Source organism: Streptomyces griseorubiginosus (assembly GCF_001514195.1).
Classification (GTDB): domain Bacteria; phylum Actinomycetota; class Actinomycetes; order Streptomycetales; family Streptomycetaceae; genus Streptomyces; species Streptomyces griseorubiginosus.
Window position 1 is genome coordinate 176,598 of sequence record NZ_KQ948736.1, and the last position, 20,380, is coordinate 196,977.

Sequence of the window (20,380 nt, forward strand, 5' to 3'; positions counted from 1 at the left end):
TCAGTCACCCGCCTTCGGGTCGGTGGTGAGGGTGCTGCCCGTGTCCTGCCGGTACGGCACGCTCTGCCACTGCGTGAAGTCGAGCACCTCGGCCGGGTCGTGGGCGACGAAGTGCCAGGGGCCGACGTAGACGTTGTCGTGCCAGCGGTTGTGCTGCCCGGTGGTGATCGCGTCGGCCACGGCCTCGCCCTTGTACGGCGACCAGTCCGGGTAGGTGCCGTAGTTGGACAGCACCGCCATCCGGTCGCACTTGGTCGTGCACTTGACGACGGAGGTGTCCAGCACGAAGCGGTTGTCGTGGATGTCCACCCGCTGGGTCTTCCAACGGCAGTCGGAGTGGAGCGGCTCCTTGTCGATCGCCGGCTTCTTGCAGCTGCTCGTCTTCTTCACCAGCAACGTGCAGTCACCGGAGGAGGTGTTGGCCGGGCTGTTGCAGAACCGGTCGGCGTTCTCCCACAGGGTGATGCCGGACCAGTTGTCCTCCAGCAGGTTCCGGTCGATCTCGATCTTGTCGGTGCGGGCCTTGACCCGGGGTTCGCCGCCCGACTCGGACAGGTAGATCGTCGCGAACGGGAAGCTGTCGCCCTTGTCGGCCGCCTTGCGGCCCTCGACCCAGTTGTTCCGCCGGATCGTGTTGTTGCGGATGATCGCGTTGTAGCTGATCTCGTAGATGAGCGCGGCACCGTCGTTGGCCTCGATCACGTTGTTCTCGATGAGGAAGTCGTTGTTGTTGGTGTCCGCCCACAGCCCGGTCCCCCGGTTGTCGTGCACCCAGTTCCCGCGGACGTCGGCGCCGTCGACGGCCCAGAACTTGATGCCTCCGGTGCAGCCGCAGCCCGGCTTGCGCCGCTCCCAGTCGCCGGTGTTGTTGCCCACGATCTCGTTGCCCTCGACCACAAGGCCGGTGATACGGCCGTTGCCCTTGTAGGCGTTCATGCCGTACTGGCCGTTGTCGCGCAGGCAGCTGTCGCGGACCTGCTGGCGGGCACCGGCCATCAGTCCGGCACCGGAGTTGTGCTGGATCGTCGCGTCCTCGATGACCCAGCCGTCGGCGGAGTCGTGGTTGACCACGCCCTCGTCCGTCGGCGCCACGAATCCCTGCACGGTCAGGTGACTGATGGTGACGTCGGGGGCGCTGCCGCTGAACGCGTACTGGTTCTTCCTGCCGCCGTCGAGCACCGCGCCGGGCGCCCCGAGGTAGCGGTCCCCCTTCTTGGGGACGACCTGGGCGTAGCGGTCCGGGTCGAGCCGGTGCGTGCCCGGCCGGAGCCAGAACGTGGTGTTCGGGGGGCTCTTCCTGGTCTTGGCCGCCAGGTCGCCGACCTTCGCGGGGTCGACGGTCACCGCGCCCGCCGGCGCCTTGGCCGGTCCGGCCTCGGGGTGGGCGCACACCCGGGCCGGGGACTCGGACCGGGCTCCGGACGTGGTCGGCACGGCGGCGGGCTTCGAGTCGGCTTCCTGCGTACCGCTGTCACAGCCGGTCGCCAGCAGGGCCAGCGTCAGCGGTGCCACCGCCCACGCCCAGAGCCGCCTCCTGATCTCCACGTGCCCCCCTAACCGCGGAACCTGAGCACGGTGGTGAAACCCTCCGTGCTGTCGGTGGTGCCGGTGCCGATCAGGGTGGTGGCGGGTTCCTTGCGCCCGAATCCTTCGGAGTACCAGCCCAGCGGCGGCTCGGTCTCGCCGCGGTGGGCCTGCCAGGACAGCTGCGCGGGCAGGTCGAGCACGGCGGAGCGGTCCTCGCCGTCGCGGGTCCAGGTGAGCCGCGCCTGGTTCCCGGCCAGTTCGGCGGTGATCGCCGGGCCGAGGTGGAACGCCAGCCGTGCCTCCCGGCGCGGGCCGTCCACCTCGTCCACGATCCTCAACTCCTGCTCGTCGGCGGCCAGTTCCACCTGCCGGCGGTGCACGGAACCCTGGTAGCCGTCGTGTTCGGCGCTCCAGCGGGCCCCTTCCGCCGTCAGGACCCGGCTCTGCGCATGCCGGGTCCACAGGAACGGGCCGCCGGAGACGGACTGGTCCGCGCCGTCCAGCTGGAGGGTGTTGTGGCCGAGGGTCGAGCGGAAGTACTGCCGCCACTCGGGCTGCCCGTGGTAGCAGTACGTCCCCGGGTCGGCGAGCACGTCGACGCCGTCGTGCCGGACCTCCACGGAGAGCGCGTCCGCGTGGGCGTGCGCGGCGATGGACAGGAAGCCGTGCGGGCCGCCGTCGCAGCGGACCCAGATCTCCTCCGGGCCGCGCAGGATCGTCATGCCTGCGTCGGCGAAGTGGGTGGGGCGGCTCGCCGGGCGGGTCACGGAGGGTTCCGCGGGCTTGACGAGCGCGGCCAGCAGCGGGGTGCGCACGTCGGTGCCGGTCACCGTCGGCCACCAGTCGAGGCGGCCGAACACGGCGTCCCCGGTGGCCAGCAGGGAGGCCCAGCGGTCGGTTCCCGCGCCGTCCACGATCAGTCCGTGTCCGTCGTCCGCGTCCCCCTGGCGGGGCGGCCGCAGCCGGTTGTCCACGACGGCCGCGAGCGCGTCGGTCATGCGCAGCAGCACCAGGCGCACGGTCGCGGGGACCTGCACTCCGGCGGCGTCGGCCTCGGCCAGTGCGGCCAGGCCGAGTTCCAGGACCAGACCGTGGTACTCGGTGGCCAGCTCGCGGTTGAGGCCGGAGAGATAGGTGTTGGCGCGCAGCTGCCGCTCCAGCGAACGCAGCGCGCCGGTCCGCCAGCGTGCCGACTCGGGGAACCAGTCGAACGCGCAGGCGGCGGCCAACTGACCGGCGTCCTCGGCGATGACGTGGTTGTTCGCCGAGGAGCCCCGGCTGGGGAAGGCGGCGAGCCAGCGCTGGTGGTGCCAGATCTGGTTGCGCGCCACCGGGTTGTCCTCGAACAGCCCGGCCGCGCCCGGCCAGCCTTCGAGCAGTCGGCGGACCCACACCCAGGACATGAGCCGGATGCCCAGCTCGATGCCGCTGAGCCAGTGGACGCCGCGCAGCGGGGGGTTGGCCTGCCACCACGACCGCAGGTGCTCGGCCACCCGCTCGGCGTACCGCTCGTCGCCGGTGAGCGCGTAGGCGGCCGCGAGCTGGGTGAGGTACTGGTGCCGGGACGGCTCCCAGATCTGCTTGATGTCCCCGACCGCGTCCTCGCTGCGGTACGGCACGTCGAAGGCGTAGCCCTCGGGTGCCCGGCGCCCGGTCTTCGGGTCGAACCACCAGTCCGGGTCGGCCAGGTCGTCGCGGACCACGCCGAAGAACTCGGCGTGCCCGTCCATGAGCAGGTCCGCCTCGGCGACGAGACGCTTGGCGGCATCCGGGGGTACGGCGGCGATCGTGCCGGCGGGCAGCACCGCGGTGAACCGGGCGCCGGTCACGTTCGGGCAGTCGGGCGGCGTCGCACGCCAGCGCCGTCTGCGCACCGTGTCGGCCACCCGGCCCGCGACCTCCTGCGGCCCCATCCGGGACAGCCGCCGGAGGTACCAGCCCACGCTCATCGTCATCAGGGCCTCGCCAACGTCACCGGCACGCCACCGGCCAGAGCCGTCTGCACGGCGAGGGTGGCCGCCGTGGTGGCGACCAGCGAGTCCAGCGGCACCGGCATCGGCCCGCCGGTGCGCACCGCCTTGACAAACGCCGCCAGTTCGGCGTTCTGGCCCTTGTCCCGCGCCTTGGGCAGCCGCGAACTGACCCACTTCTTGCGGCCGTACACCGAGGCCCGCACGAAGTCGTCGAGCCGCAGCGCGCGACCGTCGGCGACCAGGTCCAGCGTCTCCTTGGGGAAGCCGGAGGGGCCGCTGGTGACGTAGCTGATGGTGGCGGTGGAGCCGTCCGGGTAGCGCAGCACGACCTGGAGGTCCTCGTTGCCGGACGTGGCGGTCGCGTACACCGAGACCGGGTCCGCGTCGAGCAGCCAGCTCGCCGTGTCGATGAAGTGTCCGCCCTCGCCCACGAACCGCGAGCCCTCGGAGCCCTGCTGGAGGTACCAGCTGCCGTGCGCGAGGCGGCCCGCGTTGACGAGGTAGCGCAGGTGCGCCGGACCGCTCCGGGCGCCGAAGTGCTCCCTGGCCTCGTGCAGCAGCGGCGCGAAACGGCGGTTGAAGCCCACCTGGAGCCGGTCGTTGCCGGACTCCTCGACCGCCGCGAGCACGCCGGACAGCTCGTCCTCGGTGAGGGCCAGGGGCTTCTCCACGAACACGGTCTTGCCGGCGAGGAGGGCCTGCCGGGTCAGTTCGGCGTGTGAGCTGTGCCGGGTGACCACGAACACCGCGTCGACGGACTCGTCGCCGAGCACGGCGTCGAGGTCGGTGGTGGCCTTGGCGAAGCCGAACTTCCGCTGCGCGTTGGCCCCGGACAGCGAGGTCGTGGTGACGACGGTCGACAGCTCGACGCCCTCGCGCTGGGCGAGGTGCGGCAGCAGCATCGACGTCGCGTAGTTGCCCGCGCCGACGAACGCCAGCTTCACCGGCGTCGTGGCGGCACGGACCGGAGCGGCCTTCACCTCGGCCTTGACCGCGGGCACGGCGACGGCCGGGGCCTTCGCCTCCTCCGCTTCCCCGGTCTGCTCGGGGTACCGGAACAGCGCGGTGACGGCCTTCAACTCGCCGTCCTTCAGGCGCTGGTAGGTCTCCACGGCGTCGTCGAAGTCGGCGACGTGGGAGATCAGGGGCTCCACGTCGACCTTGCCGCGGGCGGCGAGGTCGAGGAAACAGGCCAGGTTGCGGCGCTCGGTCCAGCGGACGTACCCGATCGGGTAGTCGCGGCCCTCCAGCTCGTACGACGGGTCGTAGCGCCCGGGGCCGTAACTGCGGGAGAACCGGACGTCGAGTTCCTTCTCGTAGTACGCGTTCCACGGCAGGTCGAGGCGGCACTTGCCGATGTCGACGACCCGGCCGCGGTCCCGGGCCAGCTTGGCGGCCAGCTCGACGGGCTGGTTGCTGCCGCCGCCGGCCGCCAGGTACACCTGGTCCACGCCGTGTCCGTCGGTGAGTTCGGCGACGGCGTTCTCCACGGCGGTGGAGCCGGGGTCGCCGCAGGCCGCGGCGCCCAGGCGCTCGGCGAGCTCGCAGCGCGCCGGGTCGGGGTCGGCGCCGACGACGCGGACGCCGGAGGCGGCCAGGAGCTGCACCACCAGCTGGCCGATCAGCCCGAGGCCGATGACCAGGGCCACTTCGCCGAGCTGCGGCTCGCCCTGGCGGACACCCTGCATGGCGATCGACCCGACGGTGCCGAAGGCCGCGTGCTGCGGTGCGAGGCCGTCGGGCACCGGGACGTAGAGGTTCTTCGGCACCCAGTTGAGCTCGGCGTGCAGCGCGTGCTCGTTGCCGGCGCAGGCCACCAGGTCGCCGACCTTCACGTCGTCGATGCCGGCGCCGACCTGCTCGACCACGCCGCACAGCGAGTAGCCCAGCGGTGTGTAGGAGTCCAGCTTGCCCATCACCTTGCGGTACGTGGCGGGCACCCCGTTGGTGGCCACGCTCTGCATGACCTTGGCCACCTGGTCGGGGCGGGAGCGGGCCTTGCCGAGCATCGACATGCCGGCCTCGGACACCTTCATCATCTCGGTGCCGGTGGAGATCAGCGAGTAGACGGTGCGGACCAGCACACCGCCCGGCTTGCACCCGGGCACCGGCACGTCGAGCACCGCCAGCTCGCCGCTCTTGTAGTTCTGTACAACCTGTTTCACCGAAGTCCCCTGATTCCTAAGCCGTTTGCCGAGTGCTCTGGTCGGAGCGGGAGGTCGCGTCGCGGTACCAGTACTCGAGGGTCAGCACATGCCACAGATGCTTGGAGAAGTCCTGCTGTCCGGCGGCGTCCACGGCGACCATCCGGTTCAGCGCGTCCCGGCGCAGGAAGCCGGACCGCACGAGCTCGCCGTCGTTGACCACCTCGCGCACCAGCGGTGCCAGGTCCCGGCTCATCCAGGCCCGCAGCGGGGCGCTGAACAGGCCCTTGGGCCGGTAGACGATCTCCCGGGGCAGGATCGAGGTGGCCGCCTCCTTGAGGACCGCCTTGCCCTGCCGTTTGACGATCTTGCGGTCACCGGGCACGGCGAACGCCGCCTTGACCACCTCGACGTCCACGTACGGCACCCGCACCTCGGTCGACGCGGCCATGCTGGAGCGGTCCGTGTAGGTGAGGTTCAGGCCCGGCAGGAACATCCGGGCGTCCGCCAGGCACATGCGGTTGACGAAGTCGTCGAGGGTGTTGTCCTCGTAGGCGTCGGCGTGCTCGGTCAGCACGTCGTCGACCGTCCCGGCCAGGTCCGGGTCGACCAGGGCGAGCAGCTCGTCCTGGTCGTACATGGTGTAGCTGCGCCGGAACGCGGTCTCCTCCGGCAGGTCGGCGAAGGACAGGAACCGCTTGGCGAAGCGCACCGAGCGCAGGCCCCGGCGGGACGTGGCGACCGGCAGCCGGTCCACGACCCCGGACACCCCGCGCCGCACCGGCCCCGGCACGCGTTGGTAGCGCAACGCGAGCAGGTTGGCCAGGTGCTTGCGGTACCCGGCGAACAGCTCGTCGGCGCCCATGCCGGAGAGCATCACCTTGACCCCGGCCTCCCGCGCCGCCTGGCAGATCAGGAAGGTGTTGATGGCCGCGGGGTCGCCGATGGGCTCGTCCAGGGAGTACGTCATCTGCGGCAGCAGGTCGAGCACGTTCGGGGCGATCTCGATCTCGTGCAGCTCGACACCGAACCGCTCGGCCACCTGCCGGGCGTAGCGCAGGTCGTCGGGCATGGCCTCGAACCGGGCGTCCTCGGCGCGGAACCCGATCGTGTAGGCGGAGATGCCCGGCTGGTGGCGGGCCGCGAGGGCGGTCAGCCAGCTCGAGTCGAGGCCGCCGGACAGGAAGGTGGCCACGGGGACGTCGGCGAGCAGGTGCTTGCGGGTCGACTCCTCCACGATGGCGGCCAGGTCCGGCCGTTCACCGGCCCGGGCCCGTGCCTGGCCCTCGGCGGCGACGTCCTTCAGGTTCCAGAACCGGCCGCGCTGCACCTGGCCGTCGGGCCGGATCCGCAGCCAGCTGCCCGGCGGCAGTTTCTCCGCCTCGCGGAAGGCGCACCGCGAGTCCGGCACCCAGTAGTAGAGGAGCGAGGCCACCAGCGCCGCGTGGTCCACCTCCAGCTTTCCCCCGGTCGCGGCGGCGAGCGCCTTGAGCTCGGAGGCGAAGGCCAGACCGCCGTCGCGCCGGAGCAGGAACAGCGGCTTGATGCCCAACTGGTCGCGCACCAGCACCAGTTCGCCGGTGCGCTCGTCGAAGACGCCGAACGCGAACATGCCGCGCAGCCGGGGCAGGCAGTCCGTGCCCCAGCGCCGCCAGGCCTCGAGGAGCACCTCGGTGTCGGAGGTGCCCCGGAAGCGCACCCCGGCGGCCTCCAGCTCGGCCCGCAGCTCGGGCGCGTTGTACAGCTCGCCGTTGTACGTCAGGACGAGGCTGTCCTTGGCCATCGGCTGCGCGCCGGTCTCGGACAGGTCGATGATGGACAGCCGGCGGTGCCCGAGCTGGACCTCGCCGTCACCGACGGGGTGGCCGTAGCGGCCCGCCCCGTCCGGACCGCGGTGGGCGAGCGTCTCGGTGAGCCGGTCGGTGACGGTCTTGCCGTCGGGCCATAGGTAGGTCCCTGCGATGCCACACATGCCCTACCGCACCTCCTGGTCGCTGTCCGGGACGCGTGCGGCCCACATCGGCTGTCGTTCCGTCTTCTGGGCGGTCCCGTTCTGCCGGGCGGTGCGCTCGCTGTGGCCCCGCAGCGCGATGTGCAGCCCGTCCCAGAGGGTGCCGTCGGTCCGGTCCCGCGGATCGGGGTCGATCAGCACCACGCCGACCACCGCGATGCGCTGGTCCGCGAGCTGCCGTGCCACGGTGTGCAGCCATGCGGCGCTGCCGTGACCGGCCCGTACGACGAGCACGGTCTGGGTGCCGAGGTACTGGAGGTCGGTCCACGCGGTGCCGGGTGCCACCGAGCCGACGCCCAGCAGACGGCCGTGGTCCGGCACCCCTGCGGCCTGGTGGCCGGTGACCACGGTCGGATCACCCGGCCTGGAGCGGCGGCGGGAGAGCTCCGAGCCCGGCAGACCGTCGACGACGGCCACGGGCCCGTCGGCCGCCAACGCCCTGGCGACGTCCAGGGCGATCGCGCTCGTGTCGCGCGCGCAGCCCAGCTCCAGCAGGGACAGGGGTTCCGCGGCGCCGCGCGCGGTGCGGGCCAGGGAGGTGGTGAGCCGTTCGCGTGCCAGCCGGGTGCGCCGGCGCTGCCACGGCCTGCCCGACCTGCGGGGCAGCTCCGAGATGACCGAGGCTCCGAGGTTCGCCGCGATGTCCCGGCGCAGCACGGGGCGGTCCGCGACCACCACGCCGACCGCGGCCAGCGCGAGCCCGAGGAAGAGCCCGAGGACGAGTCCGATCCCGGCGTCGGTGGCGGCGGCCTTGGGCAGGGAGTGCCGGACCGGGCTGGGGTCGTCCACGATCTGGGTGCCTGCGACGACCGCGGGGGTGCCGGTGCGGGCGTCGGCGGCACGCTGGTCGAAGTCGGAGATACGCGAGTTGAGTTCGGCCCGGCGGGCGTAGAGCGATTCGAGGCTCGCCGCCCCCGTGGTGTCGCCGGTCGTGGCTCGCTCGTTGATCTGCTTGTTGACCGACGCGAGATCCTTGCGGGTACGGTCGCGCTGGTCGAGCAGGGCCTTGGACTCGGCCTGCGCGGTGGCCTTCATCCGCTGCACGTGGTCCGCGACGAAGGCGTCGGCGAGCGCCTTGGCCCGGGCCACCGCCTGCGCGTCGTCGTCGCCGGTGACGTCGATCTGGAGCAGGTTGTTGGTCAGGCCGGTGCCCCGGTAGTCCTTCATGAAGTCCTCGGGCTTCTCCGGGGACTTGAGGGCCTTCAGGGCCGTGTCGGCGATGCGGGTGGTCTGGAGCAGGGCGACGTCGGTGCGGATCAGTGTGCCGGTGTCGTTCGGCTGGTCGTCCGCGTGGGCGACCAGCACCTTGGTCGTCGCGCTCGGCGCCGGCGGCAGCAGGACCGCGACCGCGAGGCCGGCCAGGAAGCCCAGGACCGCCATGGCGCTCCACAGGCGACGGCGCCTGCGCACCGCGACCACCAGGGCCTGGACGTCCAGCAGCGGGGTGGCGGCCGACTCCGGTGAAGTCGTGTTCGTGGTCACGCCCGGCCTCCCGTCGCACGGCCGGGAACGGCGAAGGTCAGCGTGGCGTCGTCCGGCAGGTCGGCGGCGGCACGCGTGGGGCCGGCCTGGACCGGGCCTGCGAGGACGACACCGACGACGTCGTGCCGGCCCTCCGCGCACGCCTCGGCGATGCCGGCGAGTTCCTCCGCGGTCCAGCTGTTCGCGCTGAGCACCACCACGGCACCGTTCTCCGTTCCTCGGTCCGGCACGATCGGCCGGTCCACCGACACCTCCACCACACGCAGTTGGGGATCGTTCTTGGCCTCGGCGAGCAGCTGCCCCGCGGCCTTGCGGGCGATCTCGTCGCCGTCCGGTACGACGACCAGCAGCCGCCGGGGAGCCGGCAGCTGTTCCCGGAGGCGGGCGCACACCCGCCGGTAGCGGAGCCGTCGGCCGGCCTCGTCGCCCGACTTCTGCGGGGCCGGTTCGTCCCAGCGGGTGTCGGCGCCGAGGAGCCGGCTGATCCGGGCTCCCCGGCCCGAGCCCTTCGGCCGGTGCGCGGGCCAGTCACCGGGCACGTCCACGACGCCGAGCGGCGTCGAGCCCAGTGCTGCGGCGATCGCGGGCTCGGTGCGCAGCCGGCGGTTCATCCGTGCGGCGACGAGATGGCCGACGACCGCGAGCACGAAGAACAGCAGTGCCCCGCCGGCGATGAGCTGGATCCTCGTCGGCGGTGCCTCGCCGGTGGGCCGGGCGGCCTGGCCCATGACGACCATGCCCGCCTTGGTGGCCGACGGGTCGGCCTCCTCCAGCTTCTTCATGGCCGCTTCCAGCGAGGTGCGGAGGTTCTCGAGCGCGGTGCGGGACTGCACGCTCTCCACGGTCTGTCCCGGATCGGCCGCGTCGGCCAGGTCGGAGATGCGCCGGTTGGTCTCCGCCACCTGCTTGCGCAGCGCCTCGGTCTGGGCGGCCACCGAGGAGTCCGTGCCGCTGCCCGCGACCTGCGCGGCGAACTGCACGAACTGCTGGGCCACCCCGTCGGCGAGCTGCTGTGCGCGCTCCGGGGTGTCGGCCGTGCCGGAGATCGTGATGATGTTCCCGTCGCCCGCCGAGGCACTCACGTCGTGCCGCAGCTCGGAGCTGCTGACGTCGGACCAGTGCAGGGCGTCGGCCGTGCGGTCGACCACGGTCAGGCTGGTGGCGATGTCCACCTGGGTGAGCAGTTCCCGCTCCTCCCAGACCCCTGGCAGCAGTACGGGCGCCGAGGCGGTGTATCTCGGCGGGAACACCAGCACCGAGATGCCGTAACCGAACAGTGCGCCCACCGCGGCGAGGACGGCCAGGAGCCGCCACCGCCGCCGGAGTATCCGCCCGATCGTGACAAGGCGGATGGTGTCTTCGTTCAACTGCGCTGCCTCTTCTTCCTCGTGCGCACCGAACCGCTCGCCGGCACCTCGCGGTCCCGGCAGGCGGCGGCATAGGCGGCGAGCAGTGACGCCTGGGAGTTGCGCCAGGAAAGCTGCCCGCCGATCCGCTCCTGGCCGATCTTGCCCATACGGGCCCGCTGGTCCGGGTCGTCCAGCAGCACCGTGACGAGCTCGGCGAACCGGGTCTCGTCGTTGGCGGGCGCGTAGACGGCGGCGTCAGCGGCGGAGACGCGCGCCTCCTTCAGGTCGAAGGAGACGATCGGCCGGCCCATCGCCATGTACTCCAGGACCTTGTTCATGGTCGACACGTCGTTGAGCGGGTTGCGCGGGTCGGGAGACAGGCACACGTCCGCGGTGGACAGGTAGCGCACCAGGTCGGCGTCCGGGATGCGGCCGGTGAACTGCACCTGGTCGGTGAGCCCGAGCTGCCGGGACAGGTCCACCATCGCGTCGAAGGCGTCGCCGGAGCCGACGAACACCGCGTGCCAGTCGGTCCGCCCGAACTCGTCGCGCAGCTTCGCGAGGGCGCGCAGGGCGTAGTCGACGCCGTCCTGCGGGCCCATCACGCCCAGGTAGCACAGCAGATGGGGCTTGCCGCGCTTCAGCTCCGGCTCGGGCGGCACCGGCTGGAACCGCTCGATCTGGGGTGCGCTGCGCACCACGAAGACGTCCTCGGGCCGCTTGCCGCCACGGCTGACGGCGACGTCCTTGTAGCTCTCGTTGGTGGCGAGCACCACGTCCGCGGCCCGGTAGGTCCGCCGCTCCACGGCGCACACGGCACGGTAGAGCAGGTCCTTGCCGCGGTCGAAGCGGGAGAGGTACAGCTCGGGCACCAGGTCGTGCTGGTCGAAAATGAACCGCGCGCCGCGCCGCCGCAGCCAACGGGCCGACAGGAACAGCAGGTCGGGCGGGTTGCAGGCGTGCACCACGTGGACGGGTCCGACCTTGCGGGCCAGTCGGGCCGTGTGCCAGAGCGCGGAGCCGTACTCCTTGAGGTAGCCGGCCGGTCCTCCGGTGGCGGCGCGCAACGGGTACCGGTGGATGCGCACCCCGTCGATCACCGCCTCCGGCTCCGTGTCCCGCTTCTCCCCCTGCGGGCAGATGACGTGGACCTCCCAGCCGGCGTCGCGCAGCGTCGTGCACTCCTGCCACACCCGCCGGTCGAACGGCACCGACAGGTTCTCCACCAGGATCAGCGCGCGCCGGCCTTTGCCGTCGCCGCCGACTTCGTTACCAAGCAAGGCCCATGTATCCCGGTTCGGTCCGGCGCGTCTCGGCGTCGGGGAGGCGGATGAGGTCGACGATCGTCTGGTCGCCGCCGTGCGGCAGGGCCGCGAGGACGGCCGGGTCCTTGGTCCCGACCAGGCACACCTCGGCGTGGTCGAGGACCTCCTCGACGGAGTCCGCGAGGAGCTGCGCGAGGTGCGGCAGCCGGGTCTCGATGTACTCGCGGTTGGCGCCCATCAGCCGGGACAGGCTCACGTTGGCGTCGTGGATCCGCAGGTCGTACCCCTTGCCGTGGAGTCGCTCCGCCAGCTCGACGAGCGGGCTCTCGCGGAGGTCGTCGGTGCCGGGCTTGAAGGACAGCCCGAACATGCCCACGCGGCGCTTGCCGGTGCGCTCCACCAGGTCCACCGCTCGCTGGAGGTGGTCGGCGTTGGAGGGCAGCACGTGGGACAGGATCGGCACCGAGACGTCGGCGCGCTGTGCCGCGTGAACCAGGCTGCGCAGGTCCTTGGGCAGGCAGGAGCCGCCGAAGGCGAAGCCGGGCCTCAGGTAGGCGGGGCTGATGTTCAGCTTGCGGTCGGCCAGGAACACGTCGATGACCTGGTGCGAGTCCACGCCGAGCGCCTGGCACACCGCGCCCAGCTCATTGGCGAAGCCGATCTTCAGGCCGTGGAACGCGTTGTCCGCGTACTTGATCGCCTCGGCCGTCGGGATCGGCACCCGGAACACCTCGCCGGGCAGGCTCTCGTAGAGCGCCGCCACCACGTCGCCGCTGGCCGGGTCGAGTTCGCCGATGACCGTCTTGGGCGGGTCGAAGAAGTCCCGCACGCTGGTGCCCTCGCGCAGGAACTCCGGGTTGACCGCGACCCCGACGTCCACTCCGGCGGTGCCGCCGATGTTCTTCTCCAGGATCGGCACCAGGAGGTTCAGGCAGGTGCCCGGGAGCATGGTGCTGCGGAACACCACGGTGTGCCGGCCGCCCCGCTCGGCGAGCGCGGCGCCGATCTCCTCCGTGACCCGCTCCAGGTAGGTGGTGCACAGGCTGCCGTTGGGCTCCGACGGGGTGCCCACGCAGATCAGCGACACCTCGCTGCCCATGATCGCCTCACGGACGTCGGTGGTGGCACGCAGCGCCCCGGTCCGCACGACCTCCGCGGTGAGTTCGCCGATCCGCTCCTCGACCACCGGGGCCTTGCCGTCGTTGACCAGGTCGACCTTCACCTGGTTGACGTCCACGCCGATGACCTCGTGCCCCATGTGGGCCAGGCACGCGGCCGACACGCAGCCCACGTAGCCGAGCCCGAACACGCTGATTCTCATGACCCGTTCCTCCCCCCAGCCAGGCCCTTGTGGCCTGCTGTCTGCCCGCCCCGCGGACGGCGCCCCCCGCACATCAGTAGGCCCCCTGGCCGTAGAGCACCGCGCGCAGCGTCTTCCACAAGATCACCGCGTCCAGGGCGAGCGACCAGTCCTCCACGTACCGCAGGTCGAGGCGGACGGCCTCCTCCCACGGCAGGTCGCTGCGTCCGCTGATCTGCCACAGGCCGGTGAGGCCGGGCTTGACCAGCAGTCGCCGCCGGATGTCCGGGCCGTACGCGGCGGACTCCTCCGGCAGCGGAGGGCGCGGACCGACGAGCGACATCGATCCGGTGAGCACGTTGAACAGCTGCGGGAGTTCGTCGAGCGAGTACCGGCGCAGCACGGTGCCGACCCGGGTCACCCGCGGGTCCCGGCGCATCTTGAACAGCAGCCCCGCGCCCTCGTTGCGGTCGGCCAGTTCGGCGCGTGCCAGGTCGGCCCCGACGACCATGGTGCGGAACTTGAGGATGGTGAACTCGCGGCCGTCCTTGCCGACTCTGCGCTGGCTGTAGAACGCCCCGCCGCGGCTGTCCGCCATCACGAGCAGTCCGACGAGGAGCATCAGCGGCGCGAACAGGATCAGCAGGATCGCGGAGCCCAGCCGGTCGACGACCGCCTTGATGGCCCGGCGGCCCCCGGTGAACGTCGGCATGCTGACCCGCAGCAGCGGGATCCCGAGCACGGCGTCGACGTGCAGCCGCGGGCCTGCCACCTCCATCAGCACCGGGGCCACGACCATCTCGGCCTCGCTGCCCTCCAGGTTCCAGGCCAGCCGCTGGAGCCGCTCCGGTGTCCAGTAGGGGTCCGGTGTGACCGCGACGACCCGGTAGCCGTCGTTCTCCACGTACTTGGCGACGTCCGTGAGCTGTCCGACGACCGGCACTCCGTCCAGTTCGTCGGCGTCGAAGCCGCGGCCCTCCGTCGTGCACACCCCGTCCACCCGCCATCCGAGGTGCGGGAACTTGCGGGTGCGGTTGATCAGGTCGCTCACGGTGGCCGGGCTCCCGGCGGCGAGCACCGGTCTCAGGCACTGCCCTTCCTTGCGCTGCTTGTGCAGCCCGAGGCGGAGCACATAGCGCGCGGTCATGGTGACCAGCGCGATGGCGGGGATCGCGACGAAGATCCAGAGCTTGATGTTGCGAGAGGTGAGGGCGATCCCGCCGAGCGCGAGCACGACGGTCGCCGCGAACAGGGACCGTCCCAGCCTGCGGAACTCCTCGGCACCCTGGCCGAGCACGGCCGGTGCCCACGCCCGGCCCACCGCGAGCGCCGCCAGCACCAGCAGTTCGGTGCCGAACGCGAGAATGCCCCATTTCTCATGCCAGTTGGCCGCGTCCCGGGCCCCGAAGAACTCGCCGATCCCCGCCACCACGAAGGCGGTGGTCACCGTGTCGCTGGTGATCACGGTACGGCGGTAGCGCTGCTCCCAGTCGTTCGCCGACTGCCCTGTCGCCCTGTCCGTCAGCTCGTGCGCCGCCGGAAAGGGTCTGGCTATCCCCCCATCCGGCACGGAAGCCCCCCGGTCCCCAGTGGTACGACCTGATTGCCAGACATCGTTCCTACCCCCCTCCGGGAGGCCCCCGCCTCCCGCACCGTTCCTCGCAGGCCCCCGCCCCACGCCGCGCTGTACTTCTCCCGGGGGGCGCACGACCCCCCGTATGACATGCCTAGGTCAACACTGAGTAAAGAACTCACCCAGAAAGAAAGCTGACTTGCACGTTCCGCCAGACTTTTGAGTTGTTCCGGAACCCACTGAAACCTCGGATGCTCCCCGCACCCGAAGCCCCCCTCGGGTTCCAAGAACCAACCACCCCGCGCCCGACGCCGAGACGTTTCTGCTCCGCGTCCGCAGCGTCAGACCAATAGATCACTATTTGTCGCCCCGTGTCCCACCATGGGCAGCAAGGTCAATCTAGACCATCAAGACCCGTCTGCAAGGGGGCATGTGTGGAATATGTGCTTACGATTTGGAGATGAGTCAGTCGAGTCGTCACCGCTGCACACGCTTCGGTCACCATTGCGACCCTCGTGACCTGCGAAGACGGCAGTCTCCGGTTGCAGGACGGTATCCCGCGGAGTGGCTTCCGGGCCATGCGGCCGATCCGGACACCGCTCACCGAAGGCCGAAAACGACTCATACGCAACGAGCGTGCTGTCATCGGCGTTCGGAGCGCGATCGTCGAAGTTCACAAGCGGACGTCGAACCGACACTTCCTGACCGGAGCGCGGAACCCGCCCTCGCGCCCCTTGCGGGTCCGGGCGGCGCCCCCGCGCAGGGCGCCGCCGGTCAGCTGTCCTCCTTGCCCGCGCTCGCACCGTTCAGCGCAACTCGGCCTCCACCGGCCTGTCTTCGAGGAAGCCCCCCGACTGGTGGCGCCACAGCTTCGCGTACGGCCCGTCCAGGGAGAGCAGTTCCTGGTGACTGCCCTGCTCCACGATCCGCCCGCGGTCGAGGACGACGAGCTGGTCCATGCCCGCGACCGTGCTCAGCCTGTGGGCCACCACCAGGGCCGTCCGCCCCTCCATGAGCCGCCACAGCGCCTCCTGGACCAGGATCTCGCTCTCCGAGTCCAGCGCGCTGGTCGCCTCGTCGAGGAGCAGGATCGGCGCGTCCCGCAGGATCGCCCGGGCGAGGGCGACGCGCTGGCGCTGGCCGCCGGACAGTTTGACGCCCCGCTCCCCCACGAGCGTGTCGAAGCCGTCCGGCAGCGCGTCGGCGAACTCCGTGACGTGGGCCGCCTCGGCCGCCCGGCGGATCTCGGCCTCGGTGGCCTCCGGCCGGGCGAAGGCGATGTTGTCGCGCAGGGTGCGGTGGAACATGGCCGGATCCTGCGGGACGTAGGCCATCAGGGAGCGCAGGTCGGTCTGACGCAGCCGGCTGATGTCCTGGCCGCCGATCAGGATCCGGCCGCCCTCGATGTCCTGCATCCGCAGCAGCAGCCGGGTGAGCGTGGTCTTGCCGCCGCCGGAGCGTCCGACGAGGCCGACCTTGGTCCCGCCGGGCACGACGAGATCGAGCCCCTCGAAGAGCCGCTCCGCTCCCGCGTGGCTGAAGTGCACCCCCTCGAAGCGGACGTCGGCCGCCCCGGGCACCAGCGGCTCGGGCGACGGCGGGTCGAGCACGGTCGGCGGGGTCATCAGCAGCTCGGTGAACTGCGCGGCCTCCGTCATCGAGCTCTCCAGCCGACGGTAGATCTGGTTGAACTCGAACATGATCCGGGTGGCGTTGGAGTAGTAGGTGAAGGCGACCACCACCGCCTCCACGCCGTGCTCGCCCCCGCCCAGGGTCACCGCGAGCAGCAGACCCAGCGCGTTGGTCAGCACCGACATCGGGGCGACAAAGGTGTCGATGCGCAGGTTGCCGAAGTCCCACGACCTGAGCATGAGCCGTCGCGAGGTCGCGACCCGCGACCGGTGCTCGGCGGCCTCCCGCTCCTCGGCGCCGAACGCCCGGACGGTGTCCATGTTCATCAGGCTGTCGGCGACGTGCCCGGAGACCCGGGCGACCGCCGCCTCGCGTTCGGCGACCAGTTCCTGGCGCCGCCGGATCAGGGGTGCCGCGACCAGCGCCGTCACCACGATCATCGTCAACAGCCCCACGACGAGCAGCGGTTCGTAGCGCCACAGCACCACCGAGCCGAACAGCAGCGGCACGACGCTGCCCACGACCTGGAAGCACAGGGTGTCAACGAAGGGCTCGAAGCGGGTGGCGAAGCTCAGGACGCGCTTGGTGAGCGACCCGGCGAAGTTGTCGTGGAAGAACGCGGCGTCCTTGGCGAACAGTTCGTCCATCCCGATGATGTACAGGTGCTCGATGCCCAGGGCGTCGAGACGGTTCATGCAGTGCAGGGCGACCCGCCACATCGCCTCGGCGATCAGCAGGACACCGGCGAACCCCAGGACGTACGGCAGGGCCGTCGTGATGGTGAGTTCAGCGCCGCCGGCGATGTCTCCGGCCAGCTTGGCCACGACCAGCGGGGCGAGGTAGTTGAGGCCGATGTTGCCCAGTCCGAACATCAGCATGGCGGGAGCCGTCAGCCGGCGCAGGCGGGCCAACTCCCGTCCGTAGTAACGAAGTGCGAGGAGCACCGCGCCCCTGCGCGGTGCCATTTTCTCCAGCTCAGGCGTCTGCATCCTAACCCTGTGTGTTTGGGAAGTGACGGTACGAGTTGGGAAGTGTCCCGTGGCAGCCGTCTCGCGGTCCACGCGTTTTACGCCGGGAAAGGGCCCGAGGGATTCGGCAACTCGCAAGTGACGCAAGGGGATTGACCCAGAAAGCGCTTGCCACCTACGGTCCCCCGAATGGGTATGAAGCGAGGATTCGGCGGGGCGTCACTCGCCGCGGCGACCACCATGGCACTTGCGGCAGGGCTGACCGCGGCAGCACCCGCGGCCCACTCCGCGGACGATCCCGTGCAGGTCGTGGTCGACGGGCACGACATACGCGCCGACAACGTCAACGGCCTCACCTACAAGGGCCTCGGCCTGCTCAGCTGCAACAGCACGAGCAATCTGCTGATGGACTACAAGGCCGAGCACCCGAAGCGGTACTGGCAGCTGGTCCGGGTGCTGTTCGGCGGGCGGAACCCGCTGATCAACCATGTGAAGATCGAGATGGGCTCGGACACCAACACCTCGACCGGTTCCGACCCGGCGACCATGCGCACGGCGGACGAGCTCGCCGACGCGTCCCGCTCCCCCGGCTTCCAGCTGGCCGCCGACGCCAGGACGGTGAACCCGGGCCTGAAGGTCTCGATCCTGCGCTGGGTCATGCCCCAGTGGGTCCAGACCGAGTGGAACAAGGGCACCGGCACCGACGAGATGTACAAGTGGTACAAGGAGACGATCCTCGACGCGTACGAGAAGTACGGGTACATGGTCGACTACGTCGATCCGGACACCAACGAGACCACGAAGCCGGACGTCTCCTTCGTCAAGTGGTACAAGAACGCGCTGACGAACGACACCGACTTCGCCGACCCGCGCTACGGCTTGACGCCCCGTCAGCAGCAGGCTGCCGCGAAGGCGTACCACGGCATCAAGATCGTCGCCTCGGACGAGAACACCACGAAGAACATCGGCCCGGCGCTGCTCACGGACACCGAACTCTTCGGCGCGGTCGACGCGGTGGGCTACCACTACACCACCGAGGACCGGCTCGACGGCACGCCGGACAGCCCCACCTACCGGCCGTACACGAAGCTCGCGACCGGTGAGAACACCTACGGGCAGGACAAGGAGGTCTGGTACAGCGAGGGCGTCGGCTCCTTCGGCTGGACGGACTTCCGGGTGCACAACACCGAGGGCCCGGGCGGCGCGAGCACCGGGATCGGCGGCGTGCAGAGCGCGCTGGACGTCGCCAACCGCTCGGTGAAGAGCTACGCCAACTCCAAGCGGACCCACTACATCTTCCAGCCGGCGATCGGCGCCTTCTACGAGGGCGCCCAGTACAGCCACAAGGAGCTGGTCAGCGCCCGCGACCCGTGGTCGGGGAACATCCACTACGACGCCGCCCTGTACGTGATGCAGCACTTCACCCAGTTCGCGAGGACAGGGTGGGAGAACTCCACCAACACGGCCGGCATCTGGCGCACGGTGCCCGAGGCTAGCTACAGCGGCGTGAGCGGCACCGAGAACGTCGACGGTTCCAACGGCGCGCCCAGCTACCTGACGCTCGCCGACCCGAAGAAGCGGGACTTCTCGACGATCGCCGTCAACGACAGCGACCGGACGAGGACTTACCGCATCAAGGCCGAGAACATGGACCTGGGCGACGATCCGGCCATGGAGGTCTGGGAGACCCGCGCGGCCGACCCCGGCCAGGCCTACGACGCCGACTTCAAGCACCTGGCCGCCCAGCTCCGCCCCGACGACGAGGGGTACTACACCTACACCGTGAAGCCGCGCTCGATCGTCACCTTCACCACGCTCGACCGCAGCCACGACAAGGCGACACGGCAACGTCTCCCGGAGTCCGGGGCCCGCACCGTGCTCGACACCGACGCGACCGGCAAACGGCACGACACCCGCGACGGCGTGCTGTACGCCGACGACTTCGGGTACGAGGAGGAGGGCCCGGTCCGGGTCGGCTCGGACGACGGCCGGCGCACGGTGTCCCGGCCGTACCTCGCCTCCCGGGGCAACCAGCCGCGCTACCTGGTCGACCAGACGGGTGCGTGGGAGGTCGGGAAGGAAGCGGACGGCGACAACGTCCTGTACCAGTACCTGGACCAGTCCATGAAGGACACCGGCGCCTGGAACCGGAACACCCCCAACACCACGGTCGGTGACTTCCGTTGGGAGAACTACAGAGCATCGGTCGACGTCTCCTTCCCCGATCCGCAAGGCGGCCTCGCCACCTTGGGCGTACGGCAGCAGAAGGGCATGGCGGCGACCGACGCCGCGTACGGCGTCGGGATCGGACCGGCCGGGAACTGGACCTTCTACCGCTACGGCACGGCGATCCGCACCGGGACGGTCGCCCCGGCCGACGGCTACCGCCTCGCCGTCGAGGCGAAGGGCGCGCGGGTCACCGTCTCCGTCGACGGCCGGGCCGTGGCCGAGTACCAGGACCCGACGCCGGTGACCGGGGGCCGCGTCAAGCTGGGCTCCGACTTCCACAAGGTCGGCTTCGACAACCTGAAGGTGGAGAAGGTCGCCGGCTGGACGCCGTACGCCACCGCGCTGACCGACAACATGGACGGCTCGGTCGTCTACGACGGCACGTGGAGCCGGAACGCCTCCCTCGGGGACGCGATGAACTGGTACCGGTCGACATCGACCGGCGCCGGCGCCGGGGCGTCCGTGACCGTCCCGTTCACCGGCACGGGCCTCGACGTCATCGGCGGCAACGACGGCAGTGCCGTCCTCGACGTCACCGTGGACGGCCGGCCGCTCGCCCGGAGCGCGCGGACGGTCGCCACCGACAAGCGCCAGGCGACCTACCGGCTCAGGGGCCTGCCGGAGGGCCGGCACACGGCGACGCTCACCCTGCGGTCCGGGAAGATCGTCCTCGACGCCTTCACCGCGCTCTCCGGCGACGTGGACGGCCCGGTCGACACCACGCCGCTGCGCACCGCCCTGGACGCGGTGGGGTCCCCGGACCGGTCCGACTGGACGGCGGACTCCTGGGCCGTGTTCAGCGCCACCCGCTCGGCGGCCAGGGCCGCCGTGGACGGGCAGCGGGGCCTCGACGTCATCGGCGTCGACCAGCTCGCGAGCCGGCTGACGGCGGCGCGGGACGGGCTGGTGCGGAAGGAAGCCTGACCG

The 20,380-nt window shown here is 71.0% G+C and carries 11 protein-coding genes; 1 reads left to right on the forward strand and 10 read right to left on the reverse strand.

Annotated features, from left to right (window positions below):
* The 10 genes from AQJ54_RS13490 to AQJ54_RS13535 form a co-directional block, all read right to left on the reverse strand.
* Complete coding sequence (locus tag AQJ54_RS13490; RefSeq protein ID WP_062237360.1) at positions 1–1,545, reverse strand: right-handed parallel beta-helix repeat-containing protein; 1,545 nt, start codon at positions 1,543–1,545, stop codon at positions 1–3.
* A gap of 8 nt (positions 1,546–1,553) precedes the next feature.
* Complete coding sequence (locus AQJ54_RS13495) at positions 1,554–3,482, reverse strand: heparinase II/III family protein (protein ID WP_062237362.1); 1,929 nt, start codon at positions 3,480–3,482, stop codon at positions 1,554–1,556.
* Complete coding sequence (locus AQJ54_RS13500; protein WP_062237364.1) at positions 3,482–5,665, reverse strand: bi-domain-containing oxidoreductase; 2,184 nt, start codon at positions 5,663–5,665, stop codon at positions 3,482–3,484. The genes AQJ54_RS13495 and AQJ54_RS13500 overlap by 1 nt, the downstream gene beginning before the upstream one ends.
* A 16-nt stretch (positions 5,666–5,681) precedes the next feature.
* Complete coding sequence (asnB, locus tag AQJ54_RS13505; protein ID WP_062237366.1) at positions 5,682–7,616, reverse strand: asparagine synthase (glutamine-hydrolyzing); 1,935 nt, start codon at positions 7,614–7,616, stop codon at positions 5,682–5,684.
* 3 nt (positions 7,617–7,619) lie between these two features.
* Positions 7,620–9,137, reverse strand: coding sequence for a Wzz/FepE/Etk N-terminal domain-containing protein (locus AQJ54_RS13510; protein WP_062237368.1), 1,518 nt, complete (start codon positions 9,135–9,137; stop codon positions 7,620–7,622).
* A complete protein-coding gene (locus tag AQJ54_RS13515) occupies positions 9,134–10,504 on the reverse strand; it encodes a Wzz/FepE/Etk N-terminal domain-containing protein (RefSeq protein WP_062237370.1) in 1,371 nt (456 codons plus the stop codon). Before AQJ54_RS13515 ends, AQJ54_RS13510 begins: the two co-directional genes overlap by 4 nt.
* Complete coding sequence (locus tag AQJ54_RS13520; protein ID WP_062237372.1) at positions 10,501–11,766, reverse strand: glycosyltransferase family 4 protein; 1,266 nt, start codon at positions 11,764–11,766, stop codon at positions 10,501–10,503. Before AQJ54_RS13520 ends, AQJ54_RS13515 begins: the two co-directional genes overlap by 4 nt.
* Positions 11,756–13,072 (reverse strand): nucleotide sugar dehydrogenase, encoded by a 1,317-nt coding sequence (locus AQJ54_RS13525; protein ID WP_062237374.1) that lies wholly within the window; start codon positions 13,070–13,072, stop codon positions 11,756–11,758. The genes AQJ54_RS13520 and AQJ54_RS13525 overlap by 11 nt, the downstream gene beginning before the upstream one ends.
* A 73-nt stretch (positions 13,073–13,145) precedes the next feature.
* A complete protein-coding gene (locus AQJ54_RS13530) occupies positions 13,146–14,606 on the reverse strand; it encodes a sugar transferase (RefSeq protein WP_466548602.1) in 1,461 nt (486 codons plus the stop codon).
* Between the two features lie 824 nt (positions 14,607–15,430).
* Positions 15,431–17,221 (reverse strand): ABC transporter ATP-binding protein, encoded by a 1,791-nt coding sequence (locus AQJ54_RS13535; RefSeq protein ID WP_248845350.1) that lies wholly within the window; start codon positions 17,219–17,221, stop codon positions 15,431–15,433.
* A gap of 192 nt (positions 17,222–17,413) precedes the next feature.
* Between AQJ54_RS13535 and AQJ54_RS13540 the strand changes: the two genes are divergently transcribed.
* Entirely contained in the window at positions 17,414–20,377 is a 2,964-nt protein-coding gene (locus tag AQJ54_RS13540) for a GH59 galactosidase (protein WP_248845351.1), read from the forward strand.
* Positions 20,378–20,380: the final 3 nt, after the last annotated feature.

Excerpts from the sequence above, each read along its gene's own strand:
- AQJ54_RS13495 (WP_062237362.1), bottom strand. The coding sequence starts at position 3,482 with ATGACGATGAGCGTGGGCTGGTACCTCCGGCGGCTGTCCCGGATGGGG.
- asnB (WP_062237366.1), bottom strand. The coding sequence starts at position 7,616 with ATGTGTGGCATCGCAGGGACCTACCTATGGCCCGACGGCAAGACCGTC.
- AQJ54_RS13525 (WP_062237374.1), bottom strand. The coding sequence starts at position 13,072 with ATGAGAATCAGCGTGTTCGGGCTCGGCTACGTGGGCTGCGTGTCGGCC.
- AQJ54_RS13535 (WP_248845350.1), bottom strand. The coding sequence starts at position 17,221 with ATGGCACCGCGCAGGGGCGCGGTGCTCCTCGCACTTCGTTACTACGGA.
- AQJ54_RS13540 (WP_248845351.1), top strand. The coding sequence starts at position 17,414 with ATGGGTATGAAGCGAGGATTCGGCGGGGCGTCACTCGCCGCGGCGACC.